The sequence below is a fragment of the Nocardia cerradoensis NBRC 101014 genome, assembly GCF_000308535.1.
In the GTDB taxonomy this organism is placed as follows: Bacteria; Actinomycetota; Actinomycetes; order Mycobacteriales; family Mycobacteriaceae; genus Nocardia; species Nocardia cerradoensis.
In genome coordinates this window covers 1-15309 of the sequence record NZ_BAFW01000009.1, presented here as the reverse complement: position 1 = coordinate 15309, position 15309 = coordinate 1, and the positions used below count along the sequence as shown (strand labels likewise).

The following is a 15309-nucleotide window of genomic DNA, read 5'->3' as shown; positions in this document are numbered from 1 at the left end:
CCCCTGTGTGCCTTGGTATGGCACCCGGCACCGGGGAAGTCGTTTCAGCCCGGTGCCGAGGCCCGGTCAGAACGGTAGGAACGGGCACAACAGTCGGTCTACCAACTTGACATTACTTGGCAAAAGTGTCTTACCTGCGGCGAAAGCGGTTGATTTGCGAGAACATACTGCGAGTAAGAGCCAAGAAGCGCCACACTCTGGACGGGAGATAGGACGTTGAACCTGAAGTTCCTGGGCAAAGGCGGGTCCGACTCAGGCGGCTGCCCCAGCCTCTACGCAACCGATCGAGGCACCTACATCGTGCAGGGCTGGGAGACGACAACCGCTGGAACCGTTGAGATCCCGCATCTACTGCCGGCATTTGCGGAGCCGGATACGTTCATCGGCTCAACGATGACCGACACCGGCCGCGGTACGTTCGCGGTCTCCGGCCGGCCGATCACCGAACCGGACGTGTTCAGCATGCTCACGTTGGCAGAGAATGAGACGGCGATCGAGGTTCCGAAACGAGTACGGAGGTACTACGGCAATGCTGCTGCGCCCCAACACTGAGCCGGACCTGTGGTCGAACCTGTTTCGTGAGCTCACGCGGAGCGCCTTCCATCTCGAAGTCCGGGACGAATATCACGTACCCGACGAAGAATCCCGGGTACGGGCATTCCTGGCCGGCGAGCCGGCACCGTACAGCCACACGCCCTGGCAAGACCTCATGCGAGAAACAACCGCCCGAGGCGTGACAGTGTCCCGGGTACGCGTGGTTACCGAACCTCATTCGGACTACCAGCGGTGGTTGCTGTCGGTTACAGGGTCCAACATCCATGCCGGCGAGGACATCCGATACGTACCCCGCCACATCGCTGGACAAGTACCGCCGGACGACTGGTGGCTGATGGATGCGCAACGCGTGGTCTACAACCTGACCGATTCGGCCGGAGCGCCCGCCGGCGGCCTGGCGGTCACCACCGATCCCGAAATCGTCGAGTACTGCCTTCGAGTACGCGAACGGTTGTGGAAGCTGGCAATCCCGTATGCGGAGTATGCCAAGCAGTGACGAACGCAATTCATGAACAGCGGCGGGCCCTCGGGGCAATCCTCCGAGGGCTTCGTCGCGACGCCGGGATGTCCGGCCGCCAGCTGGCCGCCCTGGCCGGCTGGCACGAATCGGTGGTGTCGAAGATCGAGACCGGCGACAGGAGCCCGACAGAAGCACATTTACACGCCTACTGCGCCCATACCGGTAACGAGGACCAGCTGCCAGACCTCATAGCCACGCTGCGAAACGTCCAAGCCGCATATCTCGAATGGCGGAAGGTTCTCGGCACCGGTACGAAACGTCGCCAGCAGGAAGCGGTGAAGCTCGCCGAAGAGTCGAAACTGATGCGGATCTTTCAGCCGACCATCATCCCCGGCATCCTGCAAACCGCCGAATATGCGGCGGCCGTCTTGCGCCGGTACATCGACTTCTACCAGGTGCCTGATGACCTGGACGAGGGCGTGTCGAAACGGCTCGAGCGCCAGCAAATGCTGTACCGCGGCGATCACCGGTTTCACATCCTGGTGGCCGAGCAAGCCCTGCACACCACTGTCGGCACGGACGCCGTAGTGCTCGGACAACTCGACCGGCTTCTAGCCGTCATCGGGCTCCCCCGCGTCCTTCTCGGCATCGTTCCGGCACAAGCCGAAGTACCGATGCAAACGACCAATTTCGTCATCTTCGACGAACGACTGACACTCGTGGAAGCGGTCACAGCCGAGTTGACGATTACTCAGCCGCGAGAGATCGCTGTCTACGGTCGATTGTTCGCTGAACTCGTCGAACAATCCGTGACAGGAGACCAAGCCCGGGAGATCATCCGCCGCGCGATCGAATCTCGGACGGCCGAGACACCGCGTCACCTTCCGCGCGTACCGTGGGTGAAATGACCGAGACCAATCGGGGGCGGGTACGGACCGAGGCGGGGCATCGGCGGATTCGGGCCTATGTGGGCGGGCACGTCGTCGCGGACACCATTCGTCCGCTGCTGGTCTGGGAGAGTCCCTACTACCCCATGTACTACGTGCCGGTCGAGGATGTTCGCGCGGAACTGGTCGCGACCGGGTCGACCAAGCACTCCACGAGTCGCGGCGAGGGCGACATCTACGACGTGGTGATCGGTGATACCACCAGACCCGCTGCGGCCCTTCGCTATCCGGAGTCGCCGATCCCGGAGCTGCGTGAGCACATCCGCTTGGAGTGGGAACAGATGGATCGGTGGTTCGAGGAGGACGAGCCGATCTACGTTCATCCGCGCAATCCCTATACGCGCGTCGACATTCTCGCCAGTTCCCGCACTGTGCGGGTGGAACTCGGCGGAGAGGTTGTGGCGGAATCGAATTCGCCGCACATCCTCTACGAGACCGGGCTCGTCCCGCGCTACTACCTGCCGCTGACCGATGTGCGGATGGATCTGCTCACGCCCTCGGCCACCACGACGAGTTGCCCCTACAAGGGCACCGCCGAGTACTACAACATCCGCGTCGGCGACACCGACTACCCCGATCTGGTCTGGTACTACCGCACTCCCCTGCCGGAGAGCCAGAAGGTCGCCGGGCTGGTCTGCTTCTACAACGAGAAGGTCGAGCTGTACGTCGACGGGGTCCGGCAGGAACACTCGACCCCGTTCAGCTGAATCACGGCGCTACCACTGGCGTAGCGGCACGGGGTTTTTACGGACGCATTCGGCCGCCTCACACCGCGAGGACGGGTGGCGACTCCTCGGCGCGGCGATAACGCCCGGGAGCCAGTGTGTATTCGCGCTTGAACGCCTTGGCGAAGGCGAATTCGGAACCGTAGCCGACGCGATGCGCGATCGCCGCGATCGGCAGGTCGGTCTCGCGCAGCAGGCGGGCGGCGGTGAGCATGCGCCAGCGGGTCAGATACGACAGCGGCGCCTCGCCGACGGTCGCGGCGAACCGGCGGGTCAGGGTGGCCCGGGATACTCCCGCCATCGCGCTCAGCTCGGGCACGGTCCAGGCCCGCGCGGGTTCGGCGTGGATGGCGCGCAGCGTCGCCGACACCGCCGGATCGGCGAAAGCGCCTGCCCAGCCGGAGGTTTCGGCCTGTTCGTACCAGGAGCGCAGGACGAACAGCAGCAGCGTATCCAGCAGCGCGGGTACGGCGGCGTCGGTGCCCGGCCGCGGCTCCGTGAGCTCGCCGACGAGCAGATCCACCGCGGCACGCAGCGCCGGGGAGCGGTCCGGATCGGCGGGCAGATGCAGGAAGTCGGGCAGTTGGTCCAGCAGCGGATGACGGCGACTCCGGCTGACCTCGTACGCCCCGCACAGCAGGGTGGTCCGCGATCCCGGCCCGGGAATCTCACGCGGCTCTCCGGGGGTCGCCACCTCGGTGATCGCACTGTGCGGACTGTCCGCGATCACATGCGCGGCACCGCGCGGCATGAACAACACATCGCCCGGCCCCATCGCCACCGGCTCCGACTCGGGCGCCAGCAACCAGCACTCACCCTGCAGGACGATATGGAAACCGGCCCCCGGCACCAGCGGATACCGCCTGCCCCAGGGCGCGTGCCGCACGAACAGTCCCGAGGCGGGCAGCCCGGTCCGCACCGCCGCCACCGTCTCACTCAAGATATCCACACACTGCCCCACTCGGCCGATCTCACACCGCGTCGATCACCAGCATGCTGACCGCCCCGGTCGCGGTCAACGCGTCCACCGGACACGGCAGCGCCCAGCACGGGACGATTCCTCGTCGGTACCGGCCACGCGAGGTGACCATGACAGATCCGCCACCGGGCTACGCCGACGTGCCGGCTCACCACGGTCCGTCCCACGCATTCCGGATACCGGCCGGTCACGCGAAACAGCGGAGGGCGGCCACCGGGGAAGGTGCCCGCCCTCGACGATCGCCCGGACCTACAACCAGGTGTCCAGGGTGGTGGTGGTGAGGAAGTGTTCGAGATCGGCCCGCCAGGGGGCCGGCGTGGTCTTCTCGGGTTCGATGGCGGTGTACTGGCCGCGGTAGAAGAGAAGCGGCCTGCCGGAGTCCGTGGACTCCGACAGGGCCAGTACCCGGCCGATCACGATGTAGTGATCGCCGCCGTCGACGACGCTGTCCACCGTGCACTGGATCGTGGCCAGCGCGTCGTCCAGGACCGGAAGTCCCAGATCCGAAGTGCTCCAGCCGATTCCGGCGAACTTGTCGGGTTCGCGGGAACCGAAGCGGGCACACACCTGTTGTTGTTCCTCGGCCAGGACGTTCACGCAGAACCGTCCCGACTGCTCGATCGCGGCCCAGGACCGCGATCCCTTGGTGGGGCAGAACAGCACGAGCGGCGGGTCGAGGGAGAGGGCGGCGAAGGACTGACAGGCGAAACCGATCGGCGCCCGCTCGGCGTCCTCGGCCTCGGCGAAGGTGGTGATCACCGTGATACCGGTGCAGAACTGTCCCAGCACATTCCGGAACTGCCGGCCGTCGATCTCGGGGTATTCGCCCGTGGCGGTCATGGTTGTCGCCCTCTCCGCGCTCGCTACTTGAATCCCACCGTGAAGTCGTGACCCCACAGGCTCACCGCGGTGGATTCCCGCGCGATCCAGGAGTGGTCGTCGACTTCCAAACCCTCACAGCCGAATTCGATGTCGAATCCCCCGGGGGTCTTCATGTAGAACGACAACATCTTGTCGTTGATGTGCCGGCCGAGGGTGGCCGACATCTTGACCTTCTTGCGCAGTGCGCGATCCAGGCACAGTCCGACGTCGTCGGAATTCTCCACCTCGACCATGAGGTGCACGATGCCGGTCGGATTCGGCAGCGGCAGGAACGCCAGCGCGTGGTGGCGCGGATTGCAGCCGTAGAAGCGCAGCCACGCCGGGTCGCCGTCGGCGGGCCGGCCGACGACCTGTGGTGGCAGCCGCATCGAATCGCGCAGCCGGAACCCCAGGACGTCCTGGTAGAACGCCTGCGCTTCGGCATCATCGGTGCAGGTCAGCACGACATGTCCCAGGCCCTGTTCGGCGGTGACGAACTTGTGGCCGTAGGGACTGACGAAGCGCCGGGCCAGGTACTGGGCGCCGTAGAACGCCTCGAGCGTATTGCCGGAGGGATCCTGGAAGCGGATCATGCCCTCGACGCGCCGCTCCGCGAGCTCGTCCTTGGTGCCCTCCTCGAAGGCGACGTCGGCCTTGGTCAACGTCTCCCGAAGCCGTTGCAGCCCAGGGGCATCGGTGACCTCCCAGCCCGAGACCTGCAGACGGTCCTTCTCACCCGGAACGATCACCAGGCGGGCGGGGAAATCGTCCATCCGCAGATAGAGGGCATCCGGATTCGGCCCGTCCGCCTCCATCATGCCGAGCACCTTGAGCCCGTACTCGCGCCAGGCGGCCACGTCGGTCGCCTCGATGCGCATGTACCCGAGCGCACGAATACTCATCGTGCCCCCTTTGCTTTGCGGGACACCCGCACCCGGTCGGCCCGATGACCGGCTGCGCCATGGTAGGTCATCGTGCCTCCTTCGAACCGAAGAGGAAATCGGTTGCCAGCCGGTTGAATTCGTCGAACTTCTCCAGCTGCGCCCAGTGCCCGCAACCGCCGAACACGTGCAGCTGCGCGCGCGGGATGGTCTTCAGCGCCACCAGCGCGCCGTCGAGCGGATTCACCCGGTCCTCACGGCCCCAGATGAGCAGCACCGGCTGGCGTAGCTTGTAGGCCTCCCGCCACAGCATGCCCTTCTCGAAGTCCGCGCTCGCGAACGACTTACCCATCGCGCGGGTCGCAGCCAGCGCTTCGGGCGTGCCGGCCGAGGCGAAGCGCTCGTCGAGCAGTTCCGGCGTGACGAGCGACTGGTCGAAGACCATGATCCGCAGGAACTTCTCCAGGTTGTCGCGGGTGGGCTCGACGTTGAACTTGCCCAGAGCCTTGACGCCCTCGGTGGGGTCCGGCGCGAACAGGTTGGTGCTCAGTCCGCCGGGCCCCATCAGGACCAGCTTGCCGGCCCGGTCCGGATAGTCGAGCGCGAAGCGCACCGCCGCGCCGCCACCCAGCGAATTGCCCAGCAGGTGAACACGTTCGGTGATGCCCAGGGTGTCGAGCAGGTCCTTCAGCGCCGAGGCGCTGTGCACGAAGTATTGCGGGTGGTCGGTCGGCTTGTCCGACTGGCCGAAGCCCGGCTGATCCACGGCGAGCACGTGGAAGTGCTGCGCCAGCACCGGAATGTTGCGCGCGAAGTTCGACCACGACGAGGCGCCCGGGCCACCGCCGTGCAGCAGCACGATGGTGGGACCGTTGCCCTCGCCGGCCTCGTGATAGTGCAGCTTCAGATCCGGGCGGACCTGGGCGAACTTCGAGGTGGACTCGTAGGTCAGCTCCGAGACGGCGGTCATCACACCATCCCGTCGGTGACCGGCAGGCCGAACGCGTGGGTGCCGTACATCATGTAGGCGCGCTCGGGATCGTTGGCGGCATGCACGCGACCGGCGTGCGCGTCGCGCCAGAAACGCTGCAGCGGAGTGCCGTTCGCGAGCGCGGTCGCACCCGAGCTCTCGAACAGCTTGTCGATCGAGGCGATGGCCCGGCCGGTGGCGCGGACCTGATCGCGACGCGCGGCCACGCGCAGATCGAACGGAATCTCCCCGCCGGCGACCAGCAGCTTGTACTCGTCGGCGACATTGCCCGACAGCTGCCGCCACGCGGCGTCGATATCGCTGGCGGCCTCGGCGATGCGCACCTTGGCGAACGGGTCGTCCTTGGCCTTCTCACCGGCGTAGGCCGCGCGCAGGCGCTTGCCCTGATGCTCCACGTGCGCGTCCAGCGCGCCGTAGGCCATGCCGACGATCGGCGTGGAGATGGTGGTGGGATGGATGGTGCCCCACGGCATCTTGTAGACCGGGTCCGTGTTCTGCTGCAGACCGGGCGCGGTCAGGTCGTTCATGCTCTTGTAGCTGAGGAAGCGGTGCCGCGGCACGAAGACGTTCTCCAGCACCAGGGTGTTGGAGCCGGTGCCCTTGAGGCCCACCACGTTCCACACGTCGTCGATGCGGTAGTCGGTGCGCGGTACCAGGAAGCTGCCGAAGTCGACCGGCTTACCGTCCTTGATCACCGGGCCGCCGACGAAGGTCCAGGTGGCGTGATCGCTACCCGACGACCAGGCCCAGGAGCCGTTGACGATGTAGCCGTCGCCGCTCTCGGTCACCACACCCGCACCCATCGGGGCGTAGGAGGAGGAGATGCGGACCTGGGTGTCCTCGCCCCAGACCTCTTCCTGTGCCTGCTGGTCGAACAGCGCCAGATGCCAGTTGTGCACGCCGATGATGCCGGCCACCCAGCCGGTGGACCCGCAGGCGCTGGCGATCTTGCGCACGGTGTCGTAGAACACGACCGGATCGGCGGCGTATCCGCCCCACTGGCGCGGCTGCAGCAGCTTGAAGAAACCGGTCTCTTGCAGCGCCTTCATGGTCTCGTCTGGGATGCGGCGCAGATCTTCTGCCTCCTGCGCTTGTTCGCGCAGCTTCGGCAACAGTGCTTCGACCCGCTCGGTTACTTCTTGCGTCATCTCGGGGGCTGCTCCTGCCTGGTCGAAATCGGAACGGGTGTATCGGTCGCATTCCGTTCTGCGGAACCGATACTTGTCTTGAGACTAGAACACGTTCTTATTTATGTCGAGAACGGGTGTTCATTGTCCCACAACGAACACCTTTGCCTGGTAGTCAACGGAATAGCTGGCGCTGGGCCGCTCAATTTTGTAACGTGTTCTAGTACTTCCAGAGGAGGGATGACGATGGCAGAAACCGCACAGCGGAGCGGGAAGGTCCGCGAGATCGACGTCGGCTCGACACCGACGCGGTACGCGCGGGGCTGGCATTGCCTGGGCCTGGCCGAGACGTTTCGCGACGGTAAGCCGCATGCCGTGCAGGCTTTCGGCACCAAACTCGTGGTGTGGGCCGACAGCAACGACGAGCTGAAAGTGCTCGACGCCTACTGCCGCCACCTCGGCGGCGATCTCAGCATGGGCGAGATCAAGGGCGACTCCATCGCGTGCCCGTTCCACGACTGGCGCTGGGGCGGCAACGGCCGCTGCACCTCGATCCCGTACGCGCGGCGTGTGCCGCCGCTGGCCCGCACCCGCGCCTGGACCACCCTCGAGCGCAACGGCCAGCTGTACGTCTGGCACGACCACGAGGGCAATCCGCCGCCGGACGACGTCACCATCCCCTACATCGAGGGGCCCTACACCGACGCCGACGGCAACCCGCTCGAGGAGCGCAACAACGACTGGACCCCGTTCACCTGGAACACGATGCTGATCGAGGGCGCCAACTGCCGCGAGATCGTGGACAACGTGGTGGACATGGCCCACTTCTTCTACATCCACTTCGCCTTCCCGACGTACTTCAAGAACGTCTTCGAAGGCCACGTGGCCACGCAGTTCCTCGAGACGAAGGGCCGTCCGGACATCGGCATGGCCGCCAAGTACGGCGGGGAGACGCTGCTGAAGTCGGAGGCGTCCTACTTCGGCCCGTCCTACATGATCAACCCGCTGACCAATATCTACGGCGGCTACCAGATCAAGGTCCAGCTGATCAACTGCCACTACCCGGTCACGCAGGATTCGTTCGTGCTGCAGTACGGCCTCTCGGTCGAGAAGCCCAAGGGTATCGACGACGAGACCGCCGAGAAGCTGGCCAAGTCCATGACCGACTTCTTCGGTGACGGCTTCCTGCAGGACGTGGAGATCTGGAAGCACAAGTCCAAGATCGACAACCCGCTGCTCTGCGAGGAGGACGGCCCGGTCTATCAGCTGCGCCGCTGGTACGACCAGTTCTACGTCGACGTCGCCGATATCGACCCGAAGATGGTGCAGCGCTTCGAATTCGAGGTCGACACCACCAAGGCCAACGAGCACTGGGAGGCCGAGGTCGCCGAGAATCTGCGGCGCAAGAAGGAAGAGGACGCGGCACAGCAGGACCCTGCCGTCAAGCAGGAGGCGGGTGCCTGATGGTCTCCTGGGCGAAAGCACCCGATTTCGCGGACCGCCCGGAACGCCGGGAACAGGTGCGTGCCCAGACGGTCGTCGACAAGCAGCGCTATCTCGAAGACGGCCTGACGCCGGTGGCTTGCCGGGCATGCGGAGTGGAAGTCCTGGTCCGCAAGTCCTCCTCGCACCAGCGCTCGGTGCAGTGGACGGTCAGCCCGGCCGAACACTGCCCGGTCTTCGCGAAACTGGCCGGGCCGGGGCGGCCGGATCCGTGCCCGGACCTGGAGAAGTCGATCCAGTATGCGATCGATGAGGGCATGCTGGCGATCGACGAGTAGGTAGGCGCTGCTCCGTGCCCGCTCACCGTATTCGACAGGGATACGGTGGGCGGGCCTGAACTATTCGTGCAAACCTCCGCGCGAAAGGCGGAAATCGCGCCGAATCGCCGAGGTTTGCACGATGTGTTCACCCCGGCGATCAGTCCAGCCGGAAGTCCGCGAAATCGAATCCGGGCGCGACCACGCAGCTCACCAGCACATAGTCGTCACCGGCCGGGCGTGCGGCCTGGCTGACACCGGCGGGCACCACGGCCTGCAGGAGCTGGCCCCGTTCGACGTCCGGGCCGAGGATCACTTCGTCACCGCCGATGTTCAGCAGCAGCGGGCCACCGCGCTGCCACAACCAGATCTCGTCCGAGCGCACGGTATGCGGCGCGGACTTCTCGTGCGGCAGCAGCAGGAAGTGGATGGCGGTGGCGGATGCGCGCGCGCCGTCGTAGCCGTCCGGCTCGAATTCGACCGGGCTGCGGTAGGTTTCGCGGAACCAGCCACCCTCGGGATGCGGTTGCAGATCCAGTGCCTCGGCCAGTTCGGGTCGTTCGGACATCGTCGCCTCCTGCGGGGTGATCGGTGGCATCACAGGTCCCGGGCCGCGCTGTAGGCCATCGCGACATGGGTGAACAGGGTCGTGCGTTGCTCGCGGACCGCGGCGTCGCCGGGTTCGAGCAGGCACTGCTGTGAGGTACCGTCGTGGACCGCGACCACCGCGCGGCCCAGCCCCTCACGATCGGTGACGGTGCGTCCGGCGCGGTTCAGCAGGGCCTCGAGGACCGGCAGCAGGGCCGCCACGATCGCGTTCTCCCGCGCGACCATCACCCGCCGCAGCGGCGGGTTGCGCAGGGCGTGGGCGGTGAATTCGGCGGTGATGCGAAACCACTTGTCGTCCAGCGGAACCGCCCGCAGCACCTGTTCCACACCGGCGCGCAGGTCGTGGACATCGGTGCCGGACTCCGAGTCCAGCACTCCCGTCAGTTCGCGCAGCATCTCGGCGGACCGCAACTCCCACATCGCCAGGAACAGTTCCTCCAGCGAACTGAAGTTCGAGTAGAACGCCCCACGGGTGAATCCGGCGCGCTCACAGATCTGCTCGACCGTGCACCGGCCGAACCCCTCGTCGGCGAACGCGTCGAAGGCGGCATCGAGCAACCGTTGCCGAGTCTCGGCCCGCCGCTTGGTCATTCGCGGTTCGCGACGTGTGCTGCCGCTCGTGACAGCGGCATCGTCCACGGATGGTCGAACACCGACCGACACCGATTCGGCGGTCGAGTCGCCGCGACGTGCCGGCGAGCGGCCGTGCCCGGGCTCGGACGAACGCCGGGCACCGAGAGACGTCACGAGCGCTTCCTCTCCCTGGACATATGGATACACGAGTGTATCAACCTGCTCGTTCCACGTTCCCGATCGAAACGCCCGGCCGACTTCTCCCGGACACCGCCCTCTACCGGCGCCGACTTCTCCCGGGCACCGACGCCCGCGGGCCGCGAACGCTCCCACGTTCGCGGCCCGCCGAATCGGTCCCGGTATCAGCTGAGGTTGGTGCCCGACCAGCCGAAGTTGAAGGTGTGCCCCTTCGAGCTGCACTGCACCGCGCCGCGGCCGCCGGCACTGCAGGTGGCGCCGCCGTAGTTGATGACACCGCCGTAGTCGTAGCCGTCGGAGGCGGGCCCCGAGTCGATGGAACGGCTGCCGGCCCGGCCGAGCGGGCCGGTCAGACCGAAGGTCGGATGCGCCGGGAGGAACGGCAGGTCGATGGCGACATTGTTGATGGGAATTCCGAACAGAGTGGCGATTCCGGGGCTGATGTCACAGCCGACGTCACCGTTGGGATGCATCGAGCAATTGGCGTACCCGGCATTGAAATACACCGTGTCGCCCACCAGATAATCGGCCGGGTTCTGCACCGTGGGCCCGTTCGCGGCGACGAACGGTTGCGCATCCGCCACCGCCCCACCCGCCATCGAAATCGCCACAGCGGCAACAGATCCGCCGATCAACGCTCGTATGTTCACAGCAACTCCTATGTTTTCGTCCGCGCGGATAATCGAGAGCAGAATTGCTTGCCGCGCAAGAGTACAGCGCCTCCCAGACCCGTAATCCGGATCGGTTCGGACCTGACGCGCGTTAACGCACACTTTCCGCGGGGGACCGAGCGGCACATCGACATCGCGATTCGACAGCGGATGCCACGACGAAGCAGGCACCGTCGACGCCGCCCCTCGCCGAGCGGCTCGCGCGCGTGCAGGCACCGCACTAACGAAATGACCGGACGATCGGGAAGGCATCACACGAGACCATCACCGCCGTGCTCGTTCGGATGTGCACCGGATGTGCACCGGAACACGAGAACGGACCGCGAACGATTCACGTTCACGGCCCGTCGATCTCGATACGCTCAGGCGGAGGCGGTCTGTTCCCGCTGCAGTTCCAGCGCGATGTCGATCAGCTGATCCTCCTGGCCGCCGACCAGCTTGCGCTTACCGGCACGCACCAGCATTTCGGCCGCCGAGACGCCGTAACGTTCGGCTTGGCGCTCGGCGTGCTTGAGGAAGCTCGAGTACACGCCCGCGTAGCCCATCATCAGGGCCTGGCGGTCGAGCAGGCATTCCTGCGGCATGGCCGGGCGCACGACGTCCTCGGCGGCATCGGCGATGGCGAAGAAGTCGATACCGGTCTTGATGCCGATCTTGTCGGCGACGCCGACGAATGCCTCGACCGGGGTGTTGCCCGCACCGGCGCCGAAACGCCGTGCGCTGCCGTCGATCTGCTTGGCGCCGGCCTTGACCGCGTAGATGGAGTTGGCGACGGCGAGGTCGAGATTCTCGTGGCCGTGGAAGCCGACCTGGGCGTCGTCACCCAGTTCGGCGGCGACCGCGGCGATGCGGTCGGACACCTGATCCAGCACCAGCGCACCCGCGGAGTCCACCACGTAGACGCACTGGCATCCCGCGTCGGCCATGATGCGCGCCTGCTTCGCGAGCACCTCCGGCGGCTGCGAATGCGACATCATCAGGAAGCCGACGGTCTCCATGCCGAGGTCGCGGGCATAGCCGAAGTGCTGGATCGAGACGTCGGCCTCGGTGCAGTGGGTGGCGATGCGGACGATGGACGCGCCGTTGTCCTGGGAGATCTTGATGTCCTCCTTGACGCCCACGCCGGGCAGCATGAGGACCGCGATCTCGGCCTGCTTCGCGGTCTGCGCCGCGATCGTGATCAGTTCCTGCTCAGGGGTTTTGGAGAACCCGTAGTTGAACGAGGAACCGCCAAGGCCGTCACCGTGGGTCACCTCGATCACCGGTACGCCGGCGGCGTCGACGGCCGCGACGATATCGCGCACCTCGGTGGCGGTGAACTGGTGACGCTTGTGATGGGAACCGTCGCGCAGCGAGGTGTCGGTGACGCGGACGTCGAGTTCCTGGGAGAACGGCTGCAATACGTAGTTCATGATCTGGTCCCTCCTAGACCCGAGCCGTGAGGATCTGTTCGGCCATGACCTCGCCCACCCGGGTGGCGGCGGCGGTCATGATGTCGAGGTTGCCGGCGTACGGGGGCAGGAAGTCGCCCGCGCCCTCGACCTCCACGAACACCGAAACCTTCGCCATCCCACCGGAAATCACGCTCGGCTCGTCGAACTGCGGTTCGTTGAGCAGGCGGTAGCCGGGCACGTACTCCTGGATGTCGGCGACCATCCGGTGGATGGACTCGCTGATCGCATCGGTGTCGGCATCCTCGGGAATGGCGGCGAAGATGGTGTCGCGCATGATCATCGGCGGCTCGGCCGGGTTGAGGATGATGATCGCCTTACCGCGCTTCGCACCACCGATGGTCTCCACACCCTTGCTGGTGGTCTTGGTGAACTCGTCGATATTGGCGCGAGTACCCGGACCGGCCGAGACCGAGGAGACCGAGGCGACGATCTCGGCGTAGGGCACCTCGACCACGCGCGAGACGGCCGCGACGATCGGAATCGTCGCCTGCCCACCGCAGGTGATCATGTTGACGTTCGGGGTGTCGATATTCGCACCCAGGTTCACCGGCGGCACGACGGCCGGGCCGACCGCGGCGGGGGTGAGATCCACCGCGCGGATACCGGCCGCCTCGTACTTCGGCGCGTATTCGCGGTGCACGTAGGCCGAGGTGGCCTCGAACAGCATGTCCGGCTTCTCCGGCAGCGCGAGCAGCCAGTCGGCGCCCTCGTGCGAGGTCTCCAGCCCCAGCCCGCGGGCCCGCTTCAGACCCTCACTGTCCGGATCGATACCGATCATCCAGCGCGGTTCGATCCGCTCCGACCGCAGCAGCTTGTACAGCAGATCGGTGCTGATGTTGCCGGAGCCGACGATCGCGGCTGTAACCTTCCCGTTGTCGGTCACTTGATCTCCCTCAGCTGAATGTCAAACGGACGGAACCGAGTCCAGCGAACTCGGCATGGAAGTCGTCACCCGGACGGGCGTCGATGGCGCGGGTGCACGAACCCGGCAGCACGATGTCACCGGCCTTCAACCGCACCCCGAACGAGGCGACCTTGCGGGCCAGCCAGGCCACCGCGATGGTCGGATCGTCGAGCACCGCGTCGCTGCGGCCCTGGGCGACGACCTCGCCGTTGCGGGTCAACGTCGCGTCGATGGCCTTGATGTCCAGCGCATCCGGGGCCACCCGCTCCGGCCCGAGCACCCAACCGGCCGAGGACGCGTTGTCGGCGATGGTGTCGCACAACGCGATATTCCAGTTCTTGATGCGGGTGTCGATCAGCTCGATGGCGGGAGCGTAGGCGACCGTCGCGGCCAGCACGTCGGCCTCGGTGCACTCCTCGCCCGGCAGATCCGCGCCCAGCACGAAACCGACCTCGACCTCGACGCGCGGGAACAGGTACTTCGACGTGTCGACCGGAACGTCCTCGAACACCTGCATATCCGCGAGGAGATGGCCGTAGTCGGGTTCGTCGACGCCCATCATCTCCTGCATGGCCTTCGAGGAGAGCCCGACCTTGTGCCCGACCACCTTCGCGCCGTCGGCCAGCCGCTGCCGGATGTTGATGAGCTGAATCTCGTAGGCGTCGACCACGTCGATCGCCGCATACCGCGTGACCAGCGGATCGATCGGCACCCGGTCTCGTTCGGCGACCGCGAGCTCCGCGGCCAGTTCATTCCGTACCGCGTCGGACAGCACGCTTGTTCCTTCCATTGGGGCGCTCGGTCTGGGGACCAGCCGGTGAACGGGATACAAACTGAAACGAGTTTTCCTGCATTTTCTCGTGTCAGCAGTCCCATCTGCCAGACCAATATAGACCGAACCTGATCCGATTCTATAACGTGTTCTACATGACTGATCGGGAATACGACGTGGTGGTGGTCGGCAGCGGCGCCGCCGGAATGACCGCCGCCCTCGCCGCCGCGCACCACGGACTGCGCGCGGTGCTCATCGAAAAGGCCGCGCACTACGGCGGTTCGACCGCGCGTAGTGGTGGCGGTGTGTGGATCCCGGGCAACAAGGCGCTGAAGGCGTCCGGCCGGCCCGACGACCGGGAGGAGGCCCGCCGCTACCTGCACAGCATCATCGGTGACGTGGTGCCTGAAGAGAAGATCGACACCTACATCGACCGCGGTGCCGAGGCGTTCGACTTCGTCCTCGATCACTCTCCGCTGAAGATGACCTGGGTTCCCGGCTACTCCGACTACCACCCCGAGGCCCCCGGCGGCCTGGGCTCCGGCCGCTCCTGCGAGCCGAAGCCGTTCAACCTGAAGGTGCTCGGCGCCGAGGCCGCGAATCTGGAACCGCCCTACGCCAAGGCCCCGCTCAATGTCGTCGTCATGCAGACCGACTTCGTGCGCCTGAACCTCATCAGGCGGCATCCGAAGGGCATGATGCGCGCCATGCGGGTCGGCGCCCGCACCTACCTGGCGAAATTCACCGGCAAGCAGATCGTGGGCATGGGCCAGGCCATCATCGCGGCCATGCGCAAGGGCCTGCAGGACGCGAACGTCCCGGTGCTGCTCAACACTCCCCTG

At 66.0% G+C, this 15309-nt stretch carries 18 protein-coding genes; 7 read left to right on the top strand and 11 right to left on the bottom strand.

From position 1 onward, the window contains the following. The first annotated feature begins 216 nt into the window (after nucleotides 1-216). The 4 genes from ON23_RS02285 to ON23_RS02270 are packed head-to-tail and all read left to right on the top strand — an operon-like array spanning nucleotide 217 to nucleotide 2669. The gene (locus ON23_RS02285; protein ID WP_039775857.1) at nucleotides 217-552 is read left to right on the top strand and encodes a hypothetical protein; all 336 of its coding nucleotides are present in this window, start codon (nucleotides 217-219) and stop codon (nucleotides 550-552) included. Then, on the top strand, nucleotides 530-1051 hold the full coding sequence (locus tag ON23_RS02280; RefSeq protein WP_051041858.1) for a DUF6879 family protein: 522 nt from the start codon (nucleotides 530-532) through the stop codon (nucleotides 1049-1051). Before ON23_RS02285 ends, ON23_RS02280 begins: the two co-directional genes overlap by 23 nt. After that, entirely contained in the window at nucleotides 1048-1923 is an 876-nt protein-coding gene (locus ON23_RS02275; RefSeq protein WP_051041856.1) for a helix-turn-helix domain-containing protein, read from the top strand. Before ON23_RS02280 ends, ON23_RS02275 begins: the two co-directional genes overlap by 4 nt. Beyond that, entirely contained in the window at nucleotides 1920-2669 is a 750-nt protein-coding gene (locus tag ON23_RS02270) for a DUF427 domain-containing protein (RefSeq protein WP_039775854.1), read from the top strand. Before ON23_RS02275 ends, ON23_RS02270 begins: the two co-directional genes overlap by 4 nt. Before the next feature lie 58 nt (nucleotides 2670-2727). Here the strand turns inward: ON23_RS02270 and ON23_RS02265 are convergent, their stop codons facing one another. The 5 genes from ON23_RS02265 to hsaA form a co-directional block, all read right to left on the bottom strand. Further along, nucleotides 2728-3636, bottom strand: a complete 909-nt coding sequence (locus tag ON23_RS02265) for an AraC family transcriptional regulator (RefSeq protein WP_039775851.1) — start codon at nucleotides 3634-3636, stop codon at nucleotides 2728-2730. 279 nt (nucleotides 3637-3915) lie between these two features. Next, a complete protein-coding gene (hsaB, locus tag ON23_RS02260) occupies nucleotides 3916-4506 on the bottom strand; it encodes a 3-hydroxy-9,10-secoandrosta-1,3,5(10)-triene-9,17-dione monooxygenase reductase subunit (RefSeq protein WP_039775850.1) in 591 nt (196 codons plus the stop codon). A gap of 23 nt (nucleotides 4507-4529) precedes the next feature. Continuing rightward, nucleotides 4530-5429, bottom strand: a complete 900-nt coding sequence (gene hsaC / locus ON23_RS02255; RefSeq protein ID WP_039775848.1) for an iron-dependent extradiol dioxygenase HsaC — start codon at nucleotides 5427-5429, stop codon at nucleotides 4530-4532. Between the two features lie 67 nt (nucleotides 5430-5496). After that, the gene (gene hsaD / locus ON23_RS02250; protein ID WP_039775846.1) at nucleotides 5497-6378 is read right to left on the bottom strand and encodes a 4,5:9,10-diseco-3-hydroxy-5,9,17-trioxoandrosta-1(10),2-diene-4-oate hydrolase; all 882 of its coding nucleotides are present in this window, start codon (nucleotides 6376-6378) and stop codon (nucleotides 5497-5499) included. Next, a complete protein-coding gene (hsaA, locus tag ON23_RS02245) occupies nucleotides 6378-7547 on the bottom strand; it encodes a 3-hydroxy-9,10-secoandrosta-1,3,5(10)-triene-9,17-dione monooxygenase oxygenase subunit (RefSeq protein WP_039775845.1) in 1170 nt (389 codons plus the stop codon). Before hsaA ends, hsaD begins: the two co-directional genes overlap by 1 nt. A gap of 225 nt (nucleotides 7548-7772) precedes the next feature. On the opposite strand from hsaA, the gene ON23_RS02240 reads away from it, so the two are divergent. After that, a complete protein-coding gene (locus ON23_RS02240; protein WP_039775861.1) occupies nucleotides 7773-8990 on the top strand; it encodes a 3-ketosteroid-9-alpha-monooxygenase, oxygenase component in 1218 nt (405 codons plus the stop codon). Continuing rightward, entirely contained in the window at nucleotides 8990-9307 is a 318-nt protein-coding gene (locus ON23_RS02235; protein ID WP_039775843.1) for a hypothetical protein, read from the top strand. The genes ON23_RS02240 and ON23_RS02235 overlap by 1 nt, the downstream gene beginning before the upstream one ends. Nucleotides 9308-9446: 139 nt before the next feature. Here ON23_RS02235 and ON23_RS02230 read toward each other — a convergent pair whose 3' ends face one another. The 6 genes from ON23_RS02230 to ON23_RS02205 form a co-directional block, all read right to left on the bottom strand. Continuing rightward, nucleotides 9447-9854, bottom strand: coding sequence for a cupin domain-containing protein (locus tag ON23_RS02230; protein WP_039775860.1), 408 nt, complete (start codon nucleotides 9852-9854; stop codon nucleotides 9447-9449). Nucleotides 9855-9883: 29 nt separating this feature from the next. Then, nucleotides 9884-10486, bottom strand: a complete 603-nt coding sequence (locus tag ON23_RS02225) for a TetR/AcrR family transcriptional regulator (RefSeq protein ID WP_039775858.1) — start codon at nucleotides 10484-10486, stop codon at nucleotides 9884-9886. A gap of 344 nt (nucleotides 10487-10830) precedes the next feature. Further along, complete coding sequence (locus tag ON23_RS02220) at nucleotides 10831-11316, bottom strand: hypothetical protein (protein ID WP_143860013.1); 486 nt, start codon at nucleotides 11314-11316, stop codon at nucleotides 10831-10833. Between the two features lie 383 nt (nucleotides 11317-11699). Then, nucleotides 11700-12749, bottom strand: a complete 1050-nt coding sequence (gene dmpG, locus ON23_RS02215; protein WP_039775839.1) for a 4-hydroxy-2-oxovalerate aldolase — start codon at nucleotides 12747-12749, stop codon at nucleotides 11700-11702. A gap of 13 nt (nucleotides 12750-12762) precedes the next feature. Beyond that, nucleotides 12763-13674 carry an acetaldehyde dehydrogenase (acetylating) gene (locus tag ON23_RS02210; protein WP_039775837.1) on the bottom strand — a complete coding sequence of 304 codons (912 nt, stop codon included), beginning with the start codon at nucleotides 13672-13674 and terminating at the stop codon, nucleotides 12763-12765. 10 nt (nucleotides 13675-13684) lie between these two features. Then, on the bottom strand, nucleotides 13685-14470 hold the full coding sequence (locus tag ON23_RS02205; RefSeq protein WP_030517292.1) for a 2-keto-4-pentenoate hydratase: 786 nt from the start codon (nucleotides 14468-14470) through the stop codon (nucleotides 13685-13687). Between the two features lie 143 nt (nucleotides 14471-14613). Here ON23_RS02205 and ON23_RS02200 point away from each other — a divergent pair. Beyond that, on the top strand, nucleotides 14614-15309 hold a 696-nt coding region (locus tag ON23_RS02200), incomplete at its 3' end, for an FAD-dependent oxidoreductase (protein WP_039775833.1).